The following is a 22,138-nucleotide window of genomic DNA, read 5'->3' on the forward strand; positions in this document are numbered from 1 at the left end:
ATCATAATTTCTCCATAATTAGCCGACCAGCGCTTATTCAGTTTATTTGACACGAATTGATAAATAATTTGACTAGGCAAGAATGTGATCCAGATCTACACTTACGGCACAGGCGAAAAACTCGCCTCAGGCATATCGCATTAAATAAGTATGAGAATAAAATTATGAAAAAAATCAAAACCGCTACAGCAGCGATGGTGCTTTCCGCACTTTCATTTGGCGTATTTGCTGCTGATAATATGACGCAACCTGCCAGTGACGTTAACAGCCCAATAGGGATCGCTAAAGCCTCGGATGTAGAAGCAGGCTCCAACATTGCCCCTGGCTCTCAGTCTACCGGCCAGTCAATGAATGATGCATTTGATGTACACAAGCTGGTGGCGGGTGAGTGGTCCTGATATTTCAACTGCCACGTGTGACGGAATATATACGCTGTCACAGCCTGTCGAAAACCGGATTATGACGTACCGGTTTTGGACCATAAATTATCGTAAAGATAGTTAAGATTTATTCAGTAAATTCACGGCACGTTTTCGCTGACAAAATATTAGCCCCAGATCATTGCGGCCCAGCGCAGCAGCAACATCGCGCCGCAAATAGCAATTAACACCACGACCATTTTCCAGTGCTTCACGGCAAATCTTTTTGTTGGCATAACCTAATCCTTGTCAGTTGATACCCTTAGTCTACCAAAATCTGCGCCAGAAAGCGCTCAACCCTGGACAACAGGTTATGCCGGAACACCGGTTCGGCTTAAAACCAATGGAATCTGTCAGCCAGAATCAATACCAGGCAAGCAGCGGAAAGTAGATTCAATATCACAACGGTTTTGCTGGATACATTCATGTGATACCCCTTCGATGTTTAAGGACCAAGTCAAGAATAGCTCAGCACTTTCGGATTGCGAGCCTCCGTCAGCAAAAGTTCATGAACGCAGACAAAAGGATGAACGGTTCAAACGGTCGCAGAAGGTGCATTCGCCCTTTCAATAGTGTTACCATTACCCTGCTTGCCGTAAATTCGCATTTATCTGAATCGGCAGGTGCATGATGACGAACCAATTTGACGATTGTTGGTCAGATGGTTTCGTAATCTACTGTTTAATCACGATTATTTTCTTTGTATATGCTCTTATGTGTGGGGCATCACTGCAAATAAGGATATAAAATGCCTGTAATTACTCTTCCTGATGGCAGCCAACGCCATTTCGACCATGCTGTTAGCCCAATGGATGTTGCCCTGGATATCGGTCCTGGACTTGCAAAAGCAACCATCGCAGGTCGCGTAAACGGTGAGCTGGTAGACGCGTCCGATCTGATTGAAAGCGATGCAACGCTTGCGATCATCACCGCGAAAGACGAAGAAGGTCTGGAGATCATTCGTCACTCCTGTGCGCACCTGTTAGGCCATGCTATTAAGCAGCTCTGGCCAAACACCAAAATGGCGATCGGCCCGGTTATCGACAACGGTTTCTACTACGACGTTGACCTTGACCACACTCTGACTCAGGAAGATATCGACGCGCTCGAGAAACGAATGCACGAGCTCGCCGAAACCAACTATGACGTCATTAAGAAGAAAGTCAGCTGGCACGAAGCGCGTGAAACCTTCGTGAAGCGCGGCGAGAGCTACAAAGTCTCGATTCTTGATGAAAACATCGCTCATGATGACAAGCCTGGCTTGTATCATCACGAAGAATACGTCGACATGTGCCGTGGACCGCACGTGCCGAACATGCGCTTCTGTCATCACTTCAAACTGATGAAAATCGCAGGCGCCTACTGGCGTGGCGACAGCAACAACAAAATGTTGCAGCGTATCTATGGTACCGCGTGGGCCGATAAGAAAGCCCTGAACGCGTACCTGCAACGCCTGGAAGAGGCGGCTAAGCGTGACCACCGTAAAATCGGTAAGCAGCTTGACCTGTATCATATGCAGGAAGAAGCGCCGGGGATGGTGTTCTGGCATAACGACGGCTGGACTATCTTCCGTGAACTGGAAACGTTCGTGCGCTCCAAGCTGAAAGAGTACCAGTATCAGGAAGTGAAAGGCCCGTTCATGATGGACCGTGTGCTGTGGGAAAAAACCGGCCACTGGGACAACTACAAAGATGCGATGTTCACCACTTCGTCTGAGAACCGTGAATACTGCATCAAGCCAATGAACTGCCCGGGCCACGTTCAGATCTTCAACCAGGGTCTGAAATCCTACCGCGATCTGCCGCTGCGTATGGCGGAGTTCGGTAGCTGCCACCGTAACGAGCCATCAGGTGCGCTGCACGGTCTGATGCGTGTTCGTGGCTTTACTCAGGATGATGCGCATATCTTCTGTACTGAAGATCAGGTCCGTGAAGAAGTTAACGTCTGTATTCGTATGGTCTACGATATGTACAGCACCTTTGGCTTCGAGAAGATCGTGGTCAAACTCTCAACGCGTCCTGAAAAACGTATCGGCAGCGATGAGACATGGGATCGCGCAGAGGCGGATCTTGCCGTAGCGCTGGAAGAGAACGGTATTCCGTTCGAATACCAGCTGGGCGAGGGCGCATTCTACGGTCCGAAAATTGAATTTACCCTGTATGACTGCCTCGATCGCGCATGGCAGTGCGGAACGGTACAGCTGGACTTCTCCCTGCCGCAGCGTTTAAGCGCCTCTTATGTTGGCGAAGACAACGAGCGTCAGGTGCCGGTTATGATTCACCGTGCGATTCTCGGTTCACTGGAGCGCTTCATCGGCATCCTGACCGAAGAGTTCGCGGGCTTCTTCCCAACCTGGCTTGCGCCAGTGCAGGTAGTGGTGATGAACATTACCGATTCTCAGGCGGATTACGTTAAAGAATTGACGCAGAAACTACAAAATGCGGGCATTCGCGTAAAAGCAGACTTGAGAAATGAGAAGATTGGCTTTAAAATCCGCGAGCACACTTTACGTCGTGTCCCGTATATGTTGGTCTGTGGTGATAAAGAGGTGGAAGCAGGCAAAGTTGCCGTTCGCACCCGCCGTGGTAAAGACCTGGGGAGCCTGGACGTAAGTGAAGTGATTGAGAAGCTGCAACAAGAGATTCGCAGCCGCAGTCTTCAACAACTGGAGGAATAAGGTATTAAAGGCGGAAAACGAGTTCAAACGGCACGTCCGAATCGTATCAATGGCGAGATTCGCGCCCAGGAAGTTCGCTTAACAGGTCTGGAAGGCGAGCAGCTGGGGATTGTGAGTCTGAGAGAAGCGATCGAAAAGGCTGAAGAAGCTGGAGTAGATTTAGTTGAAATCAGCCCTAACGCCGAACCGCCAGTTTGTCGTATCATGGACTACGGCAAGTTCCTTTATGAAAAGAGTAAGTCTTCTAAGGAACAGAAGAAGAAGCAAAAAGTTATCCAGGTTAAGGAAATTAAATTCCGTCCTGGTACCGACGATGGCGATTATCAGGTAAAACTCCGCAGCCTGATTCGCTTTCTGGAAGATGGCGATAAGGCCAAGATCACGCTGCGTTTCCGCGGCCGTGAGATGGCCCACCAACAGATTGGTATGGAAGTGCTTAACCGCGTCCGTGACGATCTGAGTGAACTGGCAGTAGTCGAATCCTTCCCTACGAAGATCGAAGGCCGCCAGATGATCATGGTGCTCGCTCCTAAGAAGAAACAGTAAGGCCTTCAAGCAGCAAAATCTGTGGAGCCTTCGGGCCCCATAGGTTTTGTTCGCCTATGTTTCGTTTATTTAACAATGCGAAGTGGAAGTTATTAAAATGCCAAAAATTAAGACCGTACGCGGTGCTGCTAAGCGCTTCAAAAAAACCGGTAAAGGTGGTTTTAAGCACAAGCACGCTAACCTGCGTCACATTCTGACTAAGAAAGCTACCAAGCGTAAACGTCACCTGCGTCCAAAAGCCATGGTTTCTAAAGGCGATCTGGGCCTGGTCATCGCGTGCCTGCCGTACGCATAAGTCGTTAACGTTTAACTTTTTTAACTTAGAATAGATACAGGAGAGCACACATGGCTCGCGTAAAACGTGGTGTAATTGCACGTGCACGTCACAAGAAAATTTTGAAACAAGCTAAAGGCTACTACGGTGCGCGTTCACGCGTATACCGCGTTGCCTTCCAGGCTGTTATCAAAGCAGGTCAGTACGCTTACCGTGACCGTCGTCAGCGTAAGCGTCAGTTCCGTCAACTGTGGATTGCGCGTATCAACGCAGCAGCACGTCAGAACGGTATTTCTTACAGCAAATTCATCAACGGCCTGAAAAAAGCCTCTGTTGAAATCGACCGTAAGATCCTGGCTGACATCGCAGTATTCGACAAAGTAGCGTTCACCGCTCTGGTCGAAAAAGCGAAAGCAGCACTGGCATAAGCCAGTTGAGAGAGGGGGCTTTGCCTCCTCTTTTCATTTAACACCATCAGAAGATTGACATTTATCCGTGCAGGCTTTTCAATAAGGTCTTAACGGTTTTTACCCTACAAGGTAACGCAAGCATGAATGCTGCTATTTTCCGCTTCTTCTTTTACTTTAGCACCTGACTTCAGGAGGCTAGCGCGTGAAAGATGAAACGAAAAACAGCGCCAGATAAGCCTCCCGATGGAGGCTTTTTTTGTGCCTGAAGTTAAGAGAATACGTCCAACAATTCGGTGTCTGCACCGACATAATGAGGAAAACCATGTCACATCTCGCAGAGCTGGTTGCCAGTGCAACGGCCGCCATTAACCAGGCCTCAGATGTTGCCGCGTTAGACAATGTCCGCGTCGAATATCTGGGCAAGAAAGGGCATTTGACCCTTCAGATGACTACCCTGCGTGAACTGCCAGCAGAGGAGCGCCCGGCAGCCGGTGCAGTGATTAACGAAGCCAAAGAGCAGGTACAGCAGGCGCTGAACGCGCGTAAAGCCGAGCTGGAAAGCGCAGTACTGAATGCGCGTCTGGCGGCAGAAACGATTGACGTTTCTCTGCCGGGTCGTCGTATTGAAAACGGCGGTCTGCATCCGGTTACCCGTACTATCGATCGTATTGAAAGTTTCTTCGGTGAGCTCGGCTTTACCGTGGCGACTGGCCCGGAAATTGAAGATGATTACCACAACTTCGATGCCCTGAACATTCCAGGCCATCATCCGGCACGTGCTGACCACGACACTTTCTGGTTTGACGCTACCCGTCTGCTGCGTACTCAGACTTCCGGCGTTCAGATCCGTACCATGAAGGAGCAGGAGCCGCCAATCCGCATCATCGCGCCGGGTCGCGTATACCGTAACGACTACGATCAGACCCACACCCCAATGTTCCACCAGATGGAAGGTCTGATTGTTGATAAAAACATCAGCTTTACCAACCTGAAAGGCACGCTGCACGATTTCCTGAACAACTTCTTTGAGGAAGATTTGCAGGTTCGCTTCCGTCCGTCCTACTTCCCGTTCACCGAACCGTCTGCGGAAGTTGACGTGATGGGTAAAAACGGTAAATGGCTGGAAGTGCTGGGCTGCGGCATGGTGCATCCAAACGTGCTGCGCAACGTGGGTATCGATCCGGAAGTGTATTCCGGCTTTGCGTTCGGTATGGGTATGGAGCGTCTGACCATGCTGCGCTACGGCGTAACCGATTTACGTGCGTTCTTCGAAAACGATCTGCGTTTCCTCAAACAGTTTAAATAAGGGCAGGACAGAACAATGAAATTCAGTGAACTGTGGTTACGCGAATGGGTGAACACCACGCTGGACAGCGACGCGCTTTCCAACCAGATCACCATGGCGGGTCTGGAAGTTGACGGTGTAGAGCCGGTTTCTGGCGCCTTCACCGGCGTGGTCGTGGGCGAAGTGGTTGAATGCGGTCAGCACCCTAACGCTGACAAACTGCGCGTAACAAAAGTCAATGTGGGCGGTGACCGTCTGCTGGATATCGTCTGCGGTGCGCCAAACTGCCGTCAGGGCCTGAAAGTGGCCGTGGCGACCGTCGGTGCGGTGCTGCCGGGCGATTTCAAAATCAAAGCGGCTAAGCTGCGCGGTGAGCCGTCTGAAGGCATGCTGTGCTCCTTCTCCGAACTGGGTATTTCCGACGATCACTCCGGCATTATTGAACTGCCGCAGGATGCGCCAGTTGGTACCGATATCCGCGAATACCTGAAGCTTGATGACAACACCATCGAAATCAGCGTAACGCCAAACCGTGCTGACTGTTTAGGCATCATCGGTGTGGCCCGCGACGTGGCCGTGCTGAACCAGACTGAACTGAACGTGCCGGAGATCGCTCCGGTTGAGGCAACCATCAGTGACGTGTTGCCGATACAGGTAGACGCGCCTGAGGCCTGCCCACGCTACCTCGGTCGTGTGGTGAAAGGTATTAACGTTAAAGCGCCAACCCCGCTGTGGATGAAAGAGAAACTGCGTCGCTGCGGTATCCGTTCTATCGATGCGGTCGTCGACGTCACCAACTATGTTCTGCTGGAGCTGGGCCAGCCAATGCACGCCTTTGATAAAGATCGTATCGAAGGTGGGATCGTCGTGCGCATGGCGAAAGAGGGCGAAACCCTGGTTCTGCTGGACGGCAGCGAAGCGAAACTGAACGCTGACACCCTGGTGATTGCCGATCACAACAAAGCGCTGGCGATGGGCGGGATCTTCGGCGGCGAGCACTCTGGCGTCAACGACGAGACGCAAAACGTCCTGCTGGAATGCGCGTTCTTCAGCCCGCTCTCCATCACCGGCCGCGCACGCCGTCACGGTCTGCACACTGATGCTTCTCACCGCTACGAGCGTGGCGTGGATCCTGCGCTGCAATACAAAGCGATGGAGCGTGCGACTCGCCTGCTGATCGACATCTGCGGCGGCGAAGCGGGTCCGGTTATCGATGTGACCAACGAAGCGACGCTGCCGAAGCGTGCGACCATTACCCTGCGCCGCAGCAAACTGGATCGTCTGATTGGTCACCACGTTGCCGATGCGCAGGTGACCGACATTCTGACGCGTCTGGGCTGCGAAGTTACTGAGGGTCAGGACGAGTGGAAAGCCGTTGCGCCGTCCTGGCGTTTTGACATGGAGATCGAGGAAGATCTGGTGGAAGAAGTGGCCCGCGTTTACGGCTACAACAACATCCCTGACGAGCCGGTGCAGGCGGGTCTGGTGATGGGCAGCCATCGCGAGGCCGATCTGTCTCTGAAGCGTGTGAAAACCATGCTGAACGACAAAGGCTACCAGGAAGTGATCACCTACAGCTTCGTTGATCCTAAGCTGCAACAGTTGATCCACCCGGGTCAGGAAGCACTGATTTTGCCAAGCCCGATTTCCAGCGAAATGTCAGCGATGCGTCTGTCCCTGTGGACGGGACTGCTGGGTACTATCGTTTATAACCAGAACCGTCAGCAAAACCGCGTGCGTATTTTCGAAAGCGGTTTGCGCTTTGTACCGGATACTCAGGCGAATTTAGGCATCCGTCAGGATCTCATGCTGGCCGGCGCCATCAGCGGTAACCGCTTTGAAGAGCACTGGGACCTGGCAAAAGGGACGGTTGATTTCTACGATATGAAGGGCGATCTGGAAGCGATTCTCGATCTGACCGGTAAATTATCCGAAATTGAATTCCGCGCAGAAGCGATTCCAGCCCTGCATCCGGGTCAGAGTGCGGCGATCTATTTAGACGGCAAACGTGTTGGTTTCATTGGGGTTGTTCACCCGGAACTGGAACGTAAGCTGGATCTGAATGGCCGTACCATCGTATTCGAACTGGAGTGGAACCCGGTTGCAGACCGCGTCATTCCTCAGGCGCAGGACGTCTCCCGCTTCCCGGCAAACCGCCGTGATATCGCGGTTGTGGTCGCTGAAAATGTGCCCGCAGCAGATATTTTGGCCGAATGTAAGAAAGTTGGCGTAAATCAGGTAGTTGGCGTAAACTTATTTGACGTGTACCGCGGCAAGGGCGTAGCAGAAGGTTTCAAGAGCCTCGCTATTAGCCTTATCCTTCAGGATACCAGCCGTACACTCGAAGAAGAGGAGATTGCCGCTACCGTCGCCAAATGTGTAGAGGCATTAAAAGAGCGATTCCAGGCATCATTGAGGGATTGAACCTATGGCGCTTACAAAAGCTGAAATGTCAGAATATCTGTTTGATAAGCTTGGGCTTAGCAAACGGGATGCCAAAGAGCTGGTAGAGCTGTTTTTCGAAGAGATCCGTCGTGCTCTGGAAAATGGTGAGCAGGTTAAACTCTCCGGTTTTGGCAATTTTGATTTGCGAGACAAAAACCAACGTCCGGGCCGTAACCCGAAGACGGGGGAAGATATTCCCATTACAGCCCGCCGCGTGGTGACCTTCAGACCCGGACAGAAGTTAAAAAGCCGTGTCGAAAACGCAACGCCCAAAGCAGAGTAATATGAACTAACTAAAAAGGCCGCTCACGCGGCCTTTTTTCTTTGCGCTATTTGCTAAACCCGCCGTAAAATCAATGATATCTCAACCGGATAACCTATCGTCTATGCTTGATCTTGCCCGCCGCCAGCACCGCTCCGATCTTCGCCGCCTGTGTCTGCTCGGGGTGCTGTTGATTGTCGCTACCACCGTCAGCCTGTGTGCGGGCGATCGGTGGCTGGGGCCGGAAAGCTGGTTTACGCCTGAAGGACAGCTCTTTGTCTGGCAGATCCGCCTGCCGCGGACGTTGGCTGTCCTTTTAGTCGGCGCTGCGCTGGCGCTATGCGGCACGATCATGCAGGCATTATTTGAAAACCCTCTGGCGGAACCCGGGCTTCTCGGGGTCTCGAATGGCGCAGGCGTCGGGCTTATCGCCGCCGTGATGCTGGGGAGAGGCGAGCTCTCCGGCTGGGGGATTAGCCTCAGCGCCATCCTTGGCGCGCTGTTGATAACCCTTATCCTTCTGCGCTTTGCCCGCCGCCACTTATCCACCAGTCGGCTGCTGCTTGCCGGGGTAGCGTTGGGGATCATCTGTAGTGCTCTGATGACCTGGGCCGTCTACTTCTCCACCTCCTTCGATCTGCGCCAGTTAATGTACTGGATGATGGGGGGATTTGGGGGTGTTGACTGGCGTCAGGGGTGGCTGATGGTGCTCCTGATCCCGGTCATCCTGTGGACGGCGTTCCAGGCGCTGCCTCTTAATATTCTCGCGCTGGGCGAAACGTCTGCTCGCCAGCTCGGGATGCCGATTGGATTCTGGCGCAACGTGCTGGTTATCGCCATTGGCTGGATGGTAGGCGTAAGCGTGGCGCTGGCGGGGGCGATTGGCTTTATTGGGCTGGTGATCCCGCATATGCTGCGCCTGTGCGGCATTACGGACCACCGAACCCTGCTCCCGGCCTCGGCGGTTGCCGGGGCGGCAACGCTGCTGATTGCCGATATCATCGCCCGGCTCGCCCTGACGGCCGCTGAGTTGCCCATAGGCGTGGTGACCGCAACGCTGGGCGCGCCGGTCTTTATCTGGCTACTATTAAAAGCTGGACGTTAAAACACAACCTGTAAGTCAACCTGAGGGAATGCTATGCAGTCTGATATTCTGAATACCGAAGTGACGACCATTGACGGCGAGAAAACCACGCTGGAAGGCTACAAGGGCAAGGTGCTGCTCATCGTGAACGTGGCGTCGAAATGTGGCCTTACGCCGCAGTATGAACAGCTGGAAAACATTCATAAAGCCTGGGAAAAAGACGGCTTTACCGTACTCGGCTTCCCGTGCAACCAGTTCCTGGGCCAGGAGCCGGGTAGCGAAGAGGAGATTAAGACCTTTTGCAGCACAACCTATGGCGTGACGTTCCCGATGTTCAGCAAAATTGACGTGAACGGTGAAAATCGTCATCCGCTGTATGCCAAACTGGTGGCCGCGGCGCCGACCGCCGTTGCGCCTGAAGAGAGTGGTTTCTATGAGCGTATGGCAAGTAAAGGCCGCGCGCCGCTCTATCCGGACGATATTCTGTGGAACTTCGAAAAATTCCTGATTGGCCGTGACGGTGAGGTCGTGCAGCGTTTTTCGCCTGACATGACGCCTGAAGATCCTATCGTGATGGAATCAATCAAGCTGGCGCTGGCGAAATAATGACGCTGCTGATGCAGCTCACGGACGTTGCCGGGAAGGGACGTCTTGAGCCTGTGACTGCCGCAGTCAACGCAGGTGAAATCCTTCACCTGGTTGGGCCAAACGGCGCCGGAAAAAGCACGCTGCTGGCGCGTATGGCGGGGCTGACCAGCGGGGAAGGGGAGATTACCTTCCTCGGGCAATCGCTCGTCGACTGGCTACCCGCTACACTTGCCTCCCGTCGAAGCTATCTGGTTCAGCAGCAGGTTCCGCCCTTTGCGATGCCCGTCTGGCACTACCTGACGCTGCATCTGCCTGACAAAAATCAGGTGGGATTGCTCAACGAGGTTGCTGCGGCACTCGGGTTAGACGACAAGCTTACCCGGCAGGCAAATCAGCTTTCCGGCGGCGAGTGGCAGCGCGTGCGTCTGGCCGCCGTCATCCTTCAGATCCATCCGGCGGGAAATCCTCACGGGCGGTTGTTGCTGCTGGACGAGCCGATGAGCGGGCTGGACGTTGCCCAGCAGGCAGCGCTGGATACCCTGCTCAGCGCGCTGTGTCGCAAGGGGATCGCCATCGTGATGAGCAGCCATGATTTGAACCATACGTTGCGCCACGCGCATCGGGTGTGGTTGCTGGCGCGTGGCAAGCTGATTGCCAGCGGAACGCGCGACAGCGTGCTGACGGCCGCCAATCTTGCGAGCGCTTACCACATGTCGTTCCGGCGGCTGGATATTGAAGGTCACAAGATGCTCATTTCCACGGCGCAGGAATAACCTTTCTTGCACAGCTGCATAGATGCACGCTAAATTATCGAAAGAACAAAAAAAGCAGAGGATTCGTCTGAAATGCGATTCTGGTTTCTCCTTGTTGCGGCGCTCTTTCTTGCAGGATGCAGCAGCCATCGTGCACCTCCGCCCAACCCACGGCTTTCCGATTCCATTACGGTCATTGCCAGCCTGAACGATCAGCTCAGCAACTGGCGCGGCACACCTTATCGCTACGGCGGCATGAGCCGGGGTGGGGTGGATTGCTCGGGATTCGTGCTGATGACCTTCCGCGATAAATTTGACCTCCAGCTTCCGCGTGAAACGCGTATGCAGGCGAAAATCGGCACTGAAATTGATAAAGACGAGCTCCTGCCCGGCGATCTGGTCTTTTTTAAAACGGGCTCCGGAGAAAACGGCCTTCATGTCGGCATCTATGATACCGATAATCAGTTCATTCATGCCTCGACCAGTCGTGGCGTGATGCGCTCCTCTCTGGATAATGTTTACTGGCGTAAAAACTTCTGGCAGGCCAGACGTATTTAACCGCTGCATAAAAATGCAGTGCGGAGGGCCTGGCGGTGAAAATAGACGTCGGGCTTTTCTTGCGGGTTGATTAAAGTTAAATTTTTTGCCCAATTATTTATGTCCGCATGTGCCTGTTTTATCTAAAACTGGCTATTATTCAATAACCAGGATAAAATTAATTTAGATTCAGGGAAAAATCTGAAAATTAATACGGAAAGAATGAAATTAATCTTATTAAAATCAAGACAGTGGAATTGTGCCTGCAATTGCTCCAGGATGTTCTCTCTCATCTTTAATGCAGGACAAGCGCGATGATTATTACGCTAGATAATGCTTACCAGTCTGAACTTTTACTCCTTCCGGCGCGTGATAGTGCAGGTTTGCTTAAAGGTTTAGAGATTTTGGTTAACTTTACTGGCGTGGGTGCGGACGTACGGATCCCGACTGAACTGGTTATCCCACATCTTTCTCAGGAAGATGAATTAGCGCTGTTTCAGGAGAAACTGCAATTACTCGATACCTGTAAGCTATTTTTTATTCAGCATCAGTTAATTGCATGGATCAATATTACACCTGCAATTGTTGAGTTTTTATTAACTAATGAGAACGCTGTTTCAATCCTCGAGCGTTATCCGTTTCTTGAGTTTACTGTTAATGAGAACTATCCAGGTTTAAATAACGGGAAAGACGATCCCTGTCTGGCAAGAATGGCGATCCATTTCCCCTTAGTACTGGCTAACTTTGGTGCAGGGGCATCTTCCCTTAAACCGGTTTATGATGGTCTGTTCAAACGGGTGATTCTGGATAAAAACTTTATCCAGCAGCGCGTGTCGGCACTCTCATTTGAGCCTTTTATGCGCGCCATTCTCTGGCAGATCGCGCCGCATTGTCAGTCGGTCATGGTCTCGGGAATTGACGATCACGGCATCTTACAACGTGTGCTGCCCTTCAATTTTGGTGCAATGCAGGGAAGCCTGTGGCCTGCCGTCCCGGCAGAGCGGGTCACGACTCTCGTTCAGCAATAACCCCTTTCTTCGCCCGTGTTTACGTCCAGGGAAACCCTCTACACTTAAAGCAGGAGGACTTATGACCCTGTCTTTTACTGCTCACTGGCACGATGAATTACCCGGCTTTTACACCGCGCTTAAGCCAACGCCTTTACAGAACGCGCGTCTTATCTGGCATAACGATGCATTAGCAGACTCGCTTGGCATCCCTGCGACGCTTTTTCAGCCAGAAAAAGGCGCCGGCATCTGGGGCGGCGAAACGCTGCTTCCGGGAATGAAGCCGCTGGCTCAGGTCTACAGCGGACATCAGTTTGGCGTCTGGGCGGGACAGCTCGGCGATGGCCGCGGCATCCTGCTGGGTGAACAGGTTCTGCCGAATGGCGAAACGCTCGACTGGCACCTGAAAGGGGCAGGGCTAACCCCGTACTCACGCATGGGGGATGGCCGCGCGGTGCTGCGTTCAACCATCCGTGAAGGTCTGGCTTCCGAGGCGATGCACGCGCTGGGGATCCCTACCTCACGCGCGCTGTCCATTGTCACTAGCGACACGCCGGTGGCCCGCGAAACGATGGAGCAGGGAGCGATGCTGGTCCGCTTGGCGGAAAGTCATCTGCGTTTCGGTCATTTTGAACACTTCTACTATCGCCGCGAGCCGGATAAAGTCCGCCAGCTTGCCGATTACGCCCTTCGCCGTCACTGGCCGCACCTGCAAAACGAGCCGGACCGCTATGTTCTCTGGTTCCGTGATATTGTCGCGCGCACCGCCTCAATGATTGCCCGCTGGCAGGCCGTCGGCTTTGCCCACGGGGTGATGAATACCGACAACATGTCCCTGTTAGGGCTGACGTTTGACTACGGTCCGTACGGCTTCCTTGATGACTATCAGCCGGGTTACATCTGTAACCATTCGGACTATCAGGGGCGTTACCGTTTCGACAACCAGCCTGCGGTGGGGCTGTGGAACCTTCAGCGGCTTGCGCAAAGCCTGTCGCCGTTTATCGACGTCGATGCCCTGAACGATGCGCTGGACAGCTATCAGGAGATCCTGCTGCGGGAATATGGTGTGTTAATGCGCAACAAGCTGGGGCTGATGACGCAGGAAAAAGGCGATAACGCGCTGTTGAATGGGCTGTTTGCCATCATGGCGCGTGAAGGCAGCGACTATACCCGAACCTTCCGTATGCTGAGCCAGACCGCGCAGCAGAGCGCCGCGTCACCGCTGCGCGACGAGTTCATCGATCGTCAGGCGTTTGATGACTGGTTTGCCGTTTACCGGACGCGTTTACAGCAGGAACAGATTGATGACGATACCCGCCAGGCGCGGATGAAGGCGGTTAACCCGGCGATGGTGTTGCGCAACTGGCTGGCGCAGCGGGCCATTGAGCAGGCAGAGCAGGGGGATTATACCGAGCTGCATCGGCTGCATATCGCCCTGCGCACGCCGTTTGCCGACCGGGAGGATGACTATGTCAGCCGCCCGCCGGACTGGGGCAAGCGGCTGGAAGTGAGCTGCTCAAGCTAAGGGGCGAGAAAAACCTGCGGTGCGGCGTGCGCCGGATGTCTGCCGACGTGCACCTGCGCACCGTACCAGTGTGCCAGCGCGTCGGCCTGCAAAACCGTCTCCGGTATGCCCTGAGAAACAATCCTGCCGTTGTGTAACAGCAGGATCCGGTCCGACCATAATGCGGCAAGATTGAGATCGTGCAGCACCACGCAGGCGTGAAGATGGCCCTGACGGGTCAGCGATTTCAACAGGCGCAGCAGATGCTGCTGGTGGTAGAGATCCAGCGCTGAAGTGGGTTCGTCGAGAAACAGCCAGCCGCGCGGCGTTCCGTCACGCCACAGCTGCGCCAGCGCGCGGGCGAGCTGGACGCGCTGCTGTTCGCCCCCCGAGAGGGCATGATAACGCCTGCCGGCCAGCGGCAGGCAACCGGTCAGCTGCAACACCTCACGCACAATCGACGGTTCCGGGTGACGCGTCCAGGGCGCACGCCCCATGCCAACGATCTCCTCCACCTGCCAGTCAAATCCAGGCTGAGACTGCTGGCGCATCACTGCCCGATAGCGGGACAGCGTCTGCGGATGCCATTCATCCAGCGCTTTTCCCGCCAGCGAACAGCCGCCGCTGTCGGGTTTCAGGTAGCCGGTCAGCAGCCGCAGCAGCGTGGATTTCCCCGCGCCGTTGGGGCCGATCAATGTAACCAGCTCTCCCTGCGACAGTGACAGCGAAACGTTATCTGTCAGCGTGCGGCCAGATCGGATAAAAGTAAGATTTTCAGCCGTATAACGTTCAGCCATGCTGTTCTCCACGACGAAAAATGAGCCATAAGAACCAGGGTGCACCAAGGATACTGGTGAGCAGGCCGACCGGCATTTCTGCCGGAGCGACCAGGGTGCGCGCGACCGTATCCGCCACCAACAGCAGTAATGCGCCCGCGAGTACTGTGCCGGGGAGGGTTGCCCGGTGATCGGCGCCCAGCCACATGCGCATCAGGTGCGGCACCACGAGTCCGACAAAGCCAATCACGCCGCTGACGGCGACAGCCGCAGCGACCAGCAGGGCGCTGCATAACAGTAATATTCGCTGTACAAGGGCAACGTCCACGCCAAGGTAATGCGCTTCCTCCTCACCCAGTTGCAGTAAATTTAACGCGCTGGCACAACGCCAGATCGCCAGAACGGCAGGCACCATCAGCGAGGTCACGGCGAGCAGCGTTGACCACTGTGCCTGACCAAGACTTCCCATTCCCCAGAGTGAAAGCTGACGCAGCTGGGCGTCATTGCTGACCCACGAAAGCACACCCACTGCCGCACCGCACAGGGCATTGATGGCGATACCCACCAGCAACAGACGTGACAGAGAGGGGTCACGCTGCTTGCTGAGCAGGAAGATCACGCCAGTGGCTGCCAGCGCCCCAAGAAATGCCGCCAGCATAGGGGCGTAAAGCATCACCAGCGCGGGCAGCGAGAGCGGGAGCACCACCCACAGGGCGACGGCCAGCGCCGCACCGCTGCTGATCCCGAGCAGGCCCGGGTCGGCCAGTGGATTGCGGAACAGCCCCTGCATGACGCAGCCGGCGAGCGCCAGCGACCCGCCAATCACCAGCGCCAGCAGCACGCGGGGCAGACGGATGGTGAGCCAGATCTGGCGTAGCGTCTCATCGCTGCCGCTCCACAGCACGTTCACCGGCAGGCGTAACGCCCCAAAACCGGTGGCCATGAACGTCATGACGGTAAGCAACCCCGCCAGAAGCCATAACGATAACGTGATGCGCCGGGACATCAGGGCAGTTGCTCCGCTCTGGCACGCAGCTGTTGTATGGCTTTCGGCGTGCGGACGCTGAAGCCCAGCAAGGCCATGTCATCAATAGCCAGCACCTGCTTGCTTCGTCCCGCTGGCGTTTGCGCCAGGCCGGGCAGTTTCCACAGATTTTCTTCGCCGCCCAGCGCGTTAAGGCCGTCCTGCGAAATCACCACCAGATCCGGCTGGCTGGCCATCACCCCCTCCTGCGAAAGCGGCTGATAGCGGGTAAAGCCCTGCATGGCGTTCTGCAACCCGGCGGCGCGTATTGCCGCATCCGCGCCGGTCTGTTGCCCGGCCGCCATTGCGGTCATTCCGCCGTGGCTGAGGATAAACAGCACCCGCTTGTTGAGCGGTGTTGAGGGCAGTGCCGCCAGCGCCTGACGCAGCGAGCTGCGCAGGGTTTCCCCTTGCGCCTCATGATGCGTCGCCTGAGCTATCACCCGTACTTTTTCGTCAATCGCGCGCAGGTCAGGCGTGCCGGGAACGGTAACCACCCGGACGTGGCTCTGTTCAACCTGTTTCAGCGCCAGAGAGGGCTGCGCCTGGTCGCTTGCCAGTACCAGCGTCGGGCGTACGGACAAAATCCCCTCCGCATTCAGCTGGCGAAGATACCCCACGTCAGGTAGCGCGTTTGTCGCCTGCGGCCACTGGCTGGTACTGTCGCGCGCAACCAGAGAAGACTCCGCGCCGAGGGCGTAGACGATCTCCGTCACGTCGCCGCCGAGGGCGACAATTCTCTCCGGCGCGGCGACGGCGACCAGCGGCAGGACGCTTAGCAGGGCAAACCATTTTTTCATGCGGCCAGCCCTTCTGGCGTCAGGGCGTCAATCTGGCGGCGCCACTGGCTCTGCTCAGGCTCGCCTTCGGTACGCTGCCCGTAGAGCTGGGCGATCTGAGTGCCGTCCGCAGCAAACAGCTCCAGGCTGGTAACGTGTCCGTCCGCCGTAGGCTTGCGCGTTACCCACGTCTCAGCGATAGTCTCCTCCAGCAGATGCAGGGTAAAGGTTGGGTTGAAGATGTTCAGCCAGCCCTTCATGGGCGTCAGTTTTTCCACCACACCGGTGAAGATCTGCACGCAGCCGCGGTTGCCGACGAAGATCATGATTTCGTTTCCGTCCTGTCGCGCCGTGTCCAGCAGCTGTGCCAGCGCGCTGTTATCCACCTTACAGGCCAGATCGTCACTCACCAGACGAAACGCCTGCTGGCGGCTCAGGTTATGGCGCTTCAGTAAGCTAAAGAACTGATGCACATCGGTCATGGCGCGCCACTCTTTCTCCACCGAGCCTGCATCAGCACCGTCGGAATGCGCAGGGGCATCGACAGCCTTCAGTGCCAGAGTGGGGTTATCGGCAATGATAAAACGGGTCAGCACGTCGCCCCAGGCGGCAACGTCGGTGTGATCCGTGGTGTAGACCTTCAGTAAAGCGTCGCCCTGATGATCGAAGAACTGAATGCTCTGACGTTCGCCGCGGGAGGTCGTTTCACTTATGTGAAACGCGCTCGCCCACTGGTTGAGGAACAAACGCAGATCCAGCGCGCGCGGATTTAGCACCAGCCCGGCGTGGCCGCCGAGGTGCTGGTTAGTAAACGCCCCGACCTGTTCGTGAACGGCGTATTCGTTACGGCAGATGCATTTGGTTTCCCCCACCGACTCCAGCGCTGCCAGAATCTCACGGATTTCACCGCGCAGCCGCCAGGCGTCGTGTCCAACGCGCGCAAATGCCAGCTCTGCTTCGCTGATGTGCATTAATCCGGCGATATCACGGGCGTACTTACCCGGATGTTCTTCTTTAAGCTCAAGCCAGCGTGTGTAGTGACCCATAATCTTATCCTTCTGAATCGTTGCCCCGAAGGGAATTACCATTGATAACTGACGAAGATCTTGCCGTTGCGGCCATCCTGTGGGATGCCCTGTGGTGACCAGTAGGCTTTGTCGAAGGCGTTCCCCAGCACGAGGGTGGTGGTGATGCCTTTGAACTGCTGCTGACCTTTATAGCTGACGTAGAAATCATTCACTGCGTAGCCAGGCTGCTCGCTGTAGCTGCTGCTGATGTGCGTTGAACGTTCGACGAAGGTGCCGATCCAACCCACGGAGAAGCCGCTTTGCGCCACGGGGATATCCAGCTTGCTGGTGACGGTGTCCGGGTTGATGCTGGAGATGTATTCGCCCGTGTCGGTATCTTTCCCGCGCGTGCGGTTGTAGGCCACGTCCAGGTTGAACAGACTGGTCGCGTAGGTCGCCATCATGTCCCAGCCCCAGATTTTGGCATTTGGTACGTTATAGGACATGGTGGTGGCCGCCGCAAAATCGACGGTAGTGGAGATGTAATCTTTCGCTTTGGTGTCGAAGTAGCTGGCTTTGAACTCCAGCGCGTCGTTGGCGAGCAGCAGATCGTCAAAACGTAGCCCAAAACCGAACTCCTGGGTTTCGTTAGTTTCCGGACGCAGGTTCGGGTTCGGCACCCAGTAGTTGGTGTAGAAGCTGCCGATAGAGAAGTGCTTCGAGTCGTTATACATCTCGCCCATCGTTGGCGCGCGGAAGGCCTGGGCGTAAGAGCCGAACAGCATCAGCCAGTCGGCTGGACTCACGGTTAACCCGGCGCGTGATGACCACTTATCCGCATCCACGTCGTCGTAACCGTCGCTGCTGCCGCGGTAGTTGTCGTAACGCGTCCCGCCGAGAAGCGTTACCGGCAGGTCGCGCAGGGTGATCTCATCCTGCAACCAGCCGGAGCTGAAGTCGATTTTCGCGTCCGGGAAGCCGGTGGTCGCGCCGCCAGGGTGTTGCTCCTGACGATAGTATTCCCCGCCGTAGGTCAGCAGGTGCGAGGCGAAGGAGTCGCTGAACAGGCGGGTGCGGTTTTCCACTTTGCCGCCTTTGGTAGTCTGCTTACGGAACTCGCCGCTGGCGTCGATGTTCTGGGCGTTGATCCGCGCTTCGGACCAGTAAATTTTCGCATCGGCGTTCAGCCAGTCGTTTCCGGCTGGCGCAATGCGGTAGCCAAGCTGGGCATCGCGCTGAATGGTGGAACGATCGGTCATCGGGTTACTGCTGCTGGCATCCGTGGTCTGCGGATTTTTCGGCTCCTGCGCGTCGTTGTTGTAGTAGCGCAGGGAGCCACTCAGCGTCTGCGCCGGATCGATTTTCCAGCTGCCTTTCGCCAGCATATTGTTGATGGATTCGTCGTTTGGCGCCCTCGCGCCGTCACTCTGGCGAATGTCGCCGCGATCGCGGCTGGACCAGGAAACCAGACCGTCCAGGGTATCGGTGCGTCCATAGGCGCTGGCGCCCATCCCGATGCTGTGATCGCCCGTTGCACCGGTAGCAAATACGCGATAGCCGCTGTTTTTACCTGCATCCAGCAGATCGCTGGCGTCGACGGTGTCATACGAAATTACGCCGCCCAGCGCGCCGCTGCCGTACAGCAAGGCGGAAGGGCCACGTACTACTTCAATACGTTTGATCAGCGCCGGATCGAGAAACGTGCTGTTCAGGTGTCCGGTATCAGTGCCCTGGCGCACGCCATCCACCAGTATCAGCACGCCACGGCGGTCATAGCCCCGGAGGTTAACGTCCTGACCATTGGTGCGCCCGGTGCCGTCCAGCGTCAGACCGGGCACCTTGCGCAGCAGGTCGGCGGCGGAGCTGGCAGTCTGGTTTTCCGGCGCGGTGGCGTCAATCACGCTCACCATCATGGGGGCTTCAAAGGCGCTGCGGGCATTGCCGGTGGCGGTGACGGTGATCTCGTCTGCGGCGGCAAACGTAACGCCCGGCAGGGTGCTGACAATCGCCAGCGCCAGAAGAGACGGGCGTAAAGACGCGGATTGCAGGTGTGGCATAGCAACTCTCCATAAGAATTGAAAAGCGCTGGCTGCCTGGGGATCACCTGGGTGGCTGGCGAATGTGTTGTCTGGTTTATTTAGTCAGGATCAGTTTTCCGGCATTGGTCTGGCGCAGCAGGTAGTGCTGGCCGTCATGCTCGATAATGACCCGTCCCTCCTCACCCAACAGGCTTTTGCTGTCGATTCGGCGATCGGTGGGAGCAGGGGACGGTGCTGTGTGTGTTTTTGTTGGCGTTGCCGCGCTGTTATCGGTAGGTGACATAATGTTTATAAATAACAATCAATGTAACAATGATAATCATTATCAATAAACTGCAAATTCACGGCAAGCGTTTTTGTGAAAATTGTGTGACGGGATCAAATTTGGGGGAGAGGTGCGGTCTGATGCCCTCACCCCGCCCCTCTCCCAAGAGTAGAGGGAGAAGGGCACGTACCGTAGGCCGGGTAAGCGCAGCGTCACCCGGCAGGATTTTAAAAGCGTGTGTCCACGGCTGAAGCCAGCTTCTCCAGCAGCAGCTCGCTGTCTTCCCAGCTCAGGCACGGGTCGGTGATTGACTGGCCGTAGACCATTTGCTGTCCGGCGACGATCTTCTGCGTGCCTTCTTTGATAAAACTCTCCGCCATAATTCCTGCAATGGCGGTCGAGCCGCTGCGGATCTGCTGGCAAACTTCCTCGCAGACGTCCAGCTGGCGGCGGTGCTGTTTCTGACAGTTGCCGTGGCTGAAATCCACCACCAGATGCTCCGGCAGGTCAAATTCCGCCAGCGTTTCGCAGGCGGCGGCAATATCTTCTGCATGGTAATTCGGTTTTTTACCGCCACGCATAATGATATGTCCGAACGGGTTGCCGCTGGTCTGGTAGATGGTCATCTGGCCGTTTTTATCCGGGGAGAGGAACATATGGCTGGCGCGTGACGCGCGGATGGCATCTACGGCAATTCGGGTATTGCCGTCCGTTCCGTTTTTGAAGCCCACCGGGCAGGAGAGCGCCGACGCCATTTCACGGTGGATCTGGCTTTCGGTGGTACGTGCGCCAATCGCGCCCCAGCTAATGAGGTCGGCAATAAACTGTCCGGTCACCATATCCAGAAATTCGGTGGCAGTTGGCACGCCCAGCTCGTTAACCTGTAACAGCAGCTTGCGCGCCAGCGTAATACCGTGATTCACCCGGTAGCTACCGTTCAGATCGGGATCGGAAATCAATCCTTTCCAGCCCACGACGGTACGGGGCTTTTCAAAGTAGGTACGCATCACGATCTCCAGGCGATCCTGATACGTGCTGCGCAGCGTCTGAAGGCGTTGTGCATAATCCATTGCCGCGTCCAGATCGTGAATGGAGCAGGGGCCAATCACCACCAGAAGACGTTTGTCTTCACCATTGAGAATTTTTTCGATGCGGCGACGGGAGGCCGTAACATGGTCCGCCACCTCGGCGGAAACGGGATGCAGCCGGGCCAGTTCAGCCGGTGTGACCAGGCTATCAATGCGCGCGGTGCGCAGTTCGTCGGTTTTATTCATGGAATGTCTCAGAAATTTTTTGCTTCATCGGCAGACTACCGGGAAGTGATGGGCATCACCTTAAACCAATCCCTGCTGATTTCAAGTTCGGGGCACGTCGCCCCGAGGATGGCGTAATAATAACTGAAACCGGAATAATGTACTAGCATATTAGTACATGCGGCGATTCAGCCCCATGATATCGAGGATTTTGGTGGCAATTTCTTCTACTGAATAGTTGGTACTGTTCAGCCAGGGAATTTGATTTTTCCGGTACAGCGCTTCGACTTCGGAGACTTCCATTCGGCACTGGCGCATCGAGGCGTAGCGGCTGTTCTCGCGACGTTCTTCGCGGATCGCTGCCAGTCGTTCCGGGTTGATGGTCAGCCCAAACAGCTTATGCTGGAGCGGCTTGAGCGCGGCGGGCAGCACCAGGTTATCCATATCATCGGCAATAAAGGGGTAGTTGGCGGCGCGAATGCCAAACTGCATGGCCAGGTAAAGGCTGGTGGGGGTTTTACCGCAGCGCGACACGCCGAGCAAAATCACCTGCGCCTGGTCGAGATTGCGTAGCGAGATCCCGTCGTCGTGCGCCAGGGTGTAGTCAATGGCGGCAATACGCGCATCGTATTTGGTCAGGTTGCCGGGGTTCAACCCGTGGGTACGGTGGGCGATCGGCGTCGGGTCGAGCTTCAGCTCGCTTTGCAAGGGAGCAACCAGCGCCTGCACGATGTCCTGACAGAAGCCCTCGCTTTGCAAAATGATGTTGCGGATCTCAGGGATCACAATGGAATAGAACACCAGCGGACGAACGCCGGTCTGCTGGTAAATGGCGTCGATCTGGTCCTTGACCGCTTTGGCCCGGCTCTCATTTTCCACGAACGGCAACGTGATGCTGTTTATCGATACCGGAAACTGCGACATCACCGCGTGTCCCAGCACCTCGGCGGTTATCGCCGTCCCATCAGAAATATAAAAAACGTGGCGATCGACAGCATTATCCATTTTATCCACCCTGAATAGCGTACGTAATTGCCTGAAAGCATAAATTAAAAAAGTTAATTTCACAGCAAAGAACTTATCTGAATTTAAAATGAAATGGTGTTTTTGATTTTCCTGAAAAGTGGATTTCATTTTTCGAATAGCGGCTTTATTTCTATGGTTTTTGCCGGAATCTATAGGAATCATCGGGTTAGCGAGTGCCG

General features: G+C 55.3%; 25 protein-coding genes and 1 other annotated feature. Of the genes, 15 read left to right on the forward strand and 10 right to left on the reverse strand.

What is annotated here, in order from left to right; translation table 11 throughout:
* Window positions 1-164 precede the first annotated feature (164 nt).
* Complete coding sequence (locus tag IM290_RS01160) at window positions 165-398, forward strand: hypothetical protein (protein WP_015570736.1); 234 nt, start codon at window positions 165-167, stop codon at window positions 396-398.
* A 149-nt stretch (window positions 399-547) separates the two neighbouring features.
* Here IM290_RS01160 and yniD read toward each other — a convergent pair whose 3' ends face one another.
* Both yniD and yncL read right to left on the reverse strand, forming a co-directional pair.
* A complete protein-coding gene (yniD, locus tag IM290_RS01165) occupies window positions 548-655 on the reverse strand; it encodes a small membrane protein YniD (RefSeq protein ID WP_003857815.1) in 108 nt (35 codons plus the stop codon).
* Window positions 656-753: 98 nt separating this feature from the next.
* Window positions 754-846 carry a stress response membrane protein YncL gene (gene yncL, locus IM290_RS01170; RefSeq protein WP_017384656.1) on the reverse strand — a complete coding sequence of 31 codons (93 nt, stop codon included), beginning with the start codon at window positions 844-846 and terminating at the stop codon, window positions 754-756.
* A 321-nt stretch (window positions 847-1,167) separates the two neighbouring features.
* On the opposite strand from yncL, the gene thrS reads away from it, so the two are divergent.
* From thrS to selO, 14 genes are all read left to right on the forward strand, one after another.
* Window positions 1,168-3,096 carry a threonine--tRNA ligase gene (gene thrS / locus IM290_RS01175; protein WP_193041959.1) on the forward strand — a complete coding sequence of 643 codons (1,929 nt, stop codon included), beginning with the start codon at window positions 1,168-1,170 and terminating at the stop codon, window positions 3,094-3,096.
* Between the two features lie 3 nt (window positions 3,097-3,099).
* Window positions 3,100-3,642, forward strand: coding sequence for a translation initiation factor IF-3 (infC, locus tag IM290_RS01180; protein WP_023616141.1), 543 nt, complete (start codon window positions 3,100-3,102; stop codon window positions 3,640-3,642).
* Window positions 3,643-3,739: 97 nt separating this feature from the next.
* A complete protein-coding gene (rpmI, locus tag IM290_RS01185) occupies window positions 3,740-3,937 on the forward strand; it encodes a 50S ribosomal protein L35 (protein WP_001124225.1) in 198 nt (65 codons plus the stop codon).
* A gap of 50 nt (window positions 3,938-3,987) precedes the next feature.
* A complete protein-coding gene (rplT, locus tag IM290_RS01190; protein ID WP_000124850.1) occupies window positions 3,988-4,344 on the forward strand; it encodes a 50S ribosomal protein L20 in 357 nt (118 codons plus the stop codon).
* 117 nt (window positions 4,345-4,461) lie between these two features.
* Window positions 4,462-4,586, forward strand: a sequence feature (Phe leader region).
* Window positions 4,467-4,511 carry a pheST operon leader peptide PheM gene (gene pheM / locus IM290_RS01195; protein WP_001386830.1) on the forward strand — a complete coding sequence of 15 codons (45 nt, stop codon included), beginning with the start codon at window positions 4,467-4,469 and terminating at the stop codon, window positions 4,509-4,511. (Overlaps the previous feature by 45 nt.)
* A gap of 62 nt (window positions 4,587-4,648) precedes the next feature.
* Window positions 4,649-5,632 (forward strand): phenylalanine--tRNA ligase subunit alpha, encoded by a 984-nt coding sequence (gene pheS, locus IM290_RS01200; RefSeq protein ID WP_003857809.1) that lies wholly within the window; start codon window positions 4,649-4,651, stop codon window positions 5,630-5,632.
* Window positions 5,633-5,647: 15 nt separating this feature from the next.
* Complete coding sequence (gene pheT, locus IM290_RS01205) at window positions 5,648-8,035, forward strand: phenylalanine--tRNA ligase subunit beta (RefSeq protein ID WP_015570734.1); 2,388 nt, start codon at window positions 5,648-5,650, stop codon at window positions 8,033-8,035.
* A 4-nt stretch (window positions 8,036-8,039) separates the two neighbouring features.
* Window positions 8,040-8,339, forward strand: coding sequence for an integration host factor subunit alpha (gene ihfA, locus IM290_RS01210; protein ID WP_003857805.1), 300 nt, complete (start codon window positions 8,040-8,042; stop codon window positions 8,337-8,339).
* 103 nt (window positions 8,340-8,442) lie between these two features.
* Window positions 8,443-9,423: a vitamin B12 ABC transporter permease BtuC gene (gene btuC / locus IM290_RS01215; RefSeq protein WP_193041960.1), complete on the forward strand. Its 981-nt coding sequence runs from the start codon at window positions 8,443-8,445 to the stop codon at window positions 9,421-9,423.
* A 33-nt stretch (window positions 9,424-9,456) separates the two neighbouring features.
* Window positions 9,457-10,008, forward strand: coding sequence for a glutathione peroxidase (locus IM290_RS01220; RefSeq protein ID WP_017384653.1), 552 nt, complete (start codon window positions 9,457-9,459; stop codon window positions 10,006-10,008).
* Window positions 10,008-10,763, forward strand: coding sequence for a vitamin B12 ABC transporter ATP-binding protein BtuD (gene btuD, locus IM290_RS01225; protein WP_032653288.1), 756 nt, complete (start codon window positions 10,008-10,010; stop codon window positions 10,761-10,763). The genes IM290_RS01220 and btuD overlap by 1 nt, the downstream gene beginning before the upstream one ends.
* Before the next feature lie 72 nt (window positions 10,764-10,835).
* Window positions 10,836-11,300, forward strand: coding sequence for an NlpC/P60 family protein (locus tag IM290_RS01230; RefSeq protein ID WP_017693586.1), 465 nt, complete (start codon window positions 10,836-10,838; stop codon window positions 11,298-11,300).
* A 293-nt stretch (window positions 11,301-11,593) separates the two neighbouring features.
* On the forward strand, window positions 11,594-12,307 hold the full coding sequence (locus IM290_RS01235) for an EAL domain-containing protein (protein ID WP_032619829.1): 714 nt from the start codon (window positions 11,594-11,596) through the stop codon (window positions 12,305-12,307).
* A gap of 61 nt (window positions 12,308-12,368) precedes the next feature.
* The gene (selO, locus tag IM290_RS01240) at window positions 12,369-13,811 is read left to right on the forward strand and encodes a protein adenylyltransferase SelO (protein ID WP_193041961.1); all 1,443 of its coding nucleotides are present in this window, start codon (window positions 12,369-12,371) and stop codon (window positions 13,809-13,811) included.
* On the opposite strand, the gene IM290_RS01245 is transcribed toward selO, so the two are convergent.
* The 8 genes from IM290_RS01245 to ppsR form a co-directional block, all read right to left on the reverse strand.
* Entirely contained in the window at window positions 13,808-14,587 is a 780-nt protein-coding gene (locus IM290_RS01245) for a heme ABC transporter ATP-binding protein (protein ID WP_193041962.1), read from the reverse strand. The two genes, selO and IM290_RS01245, sit on opposite strands and share 4 nt — an antisense overlap.
* The gene (locus tag IM290_RS01250; RefSeq protein WP_017384648.1) at window positions 14,580-15,572 is read right to left on the reverse strand and encodes an iron ABC transporter permease; all 993 of its coding nucleotides are present in this window, start codon (window positions 15,570-15,572) and stop codon (window positions 14,580-14,582) included. Before IM290_RS01250 ends, IM290_RS01245 begins: the two co-directional genes overlap by 8 nt.
* Entirely contained in the window at window positions 15,572-16,390 is an 819-nt protein-coding gene (locus IM290_RS01255) for a hemin ABC transporter substrate-binding protein (protein ID WP_193041963.1), read from the reverse strand. The genes IM290_RS01250 and IM290_RS01255 overlap by 1 nt, the downstream gene beginning before the upstream one ends.
* Window positions 16,387-17,415, reverse strand: a complete 1,029-nt coding sequence (gene chuS, locus IM290_RS01260) for a hematinate-forming heme oxygenase ChuS (RefSeq protein WP_193041964.1) — start codon at window positions 17,413-17,415, stop codon at window positions 16,387-16,389. Before chuS ends, IM290_RS01255 begins: the two co-directional genes overlap by 4 nt.
* A gap of 35 nt (window positions 17,416-17,450) precedes the next feature.
* On the reverse strand, window positions 17,451-19,433 hold the full coding sequence (locus tag IM290_RS01265) for a TonB-dependent hemoglobin/transferrin/lactoferrin family receptor (protein WP_017693583.1): 1,983 nt from the start codon (window positions 19,431-19,433) through the stop codon (window positions 17,451-17,453).
* A gap of 76 nt (window positions 19,434-19,509) precedes the next feature.
* Window positions 19,510-19,698: a hemin uptake protein HemP gene (gene hemP, locus IM290_RS01270; RefSeq protein WP_015570723.1), complete on the reverse strand. Its 189-nt coding sequence runs from the start codon at window positions 19,696-19,698 to the stop codon at window positions 19,510-19,512.
* 209 nt (window positions 19,699-19,907) lie between these two features.
* The gene (gene aroH / locus IM290_RS01275) at window positions 19,908-20,954 is read right to left on the reverse strand and encodes a 3-deoxy-7-phosphoheptulonate synthase AroH (protein ID WP_045338440.1); all 1,047 of its coding nucleotides are present in this window, start codon (window positions 20,952-20,954) and stop codon (window positions 19,908-19,910) included.
* Between the two features lie 150 nt (window positions 20,955-21,104).
* Window positions 21,105-21,938, reverse strand: a complete 834-nt coding sequence (gene ppsR, locus IM290_RS01280) for a posphoenolpyruvate synthetase regulatory kinase/phosphorylase PpsR (RefSeq protein WP_017384644.1) — start codon at window positions 21,936-21,938, stop codon at window positions 21,105-21,107.
* Window positions 21,939-22,138: the final 200 nt, after the last annotated feature.

The organism is Enterobacter cloacae complex sp. S1, assembly GCF_014930525.1.
GTDB classification, from domain to species: domain Bacteria; phylum Pseudomonadota; class Gammaproteobacteria; order Enterobacterales; family Enterobacteriaceae; genus Enterobacter; species Enterobacter hormaechei_C.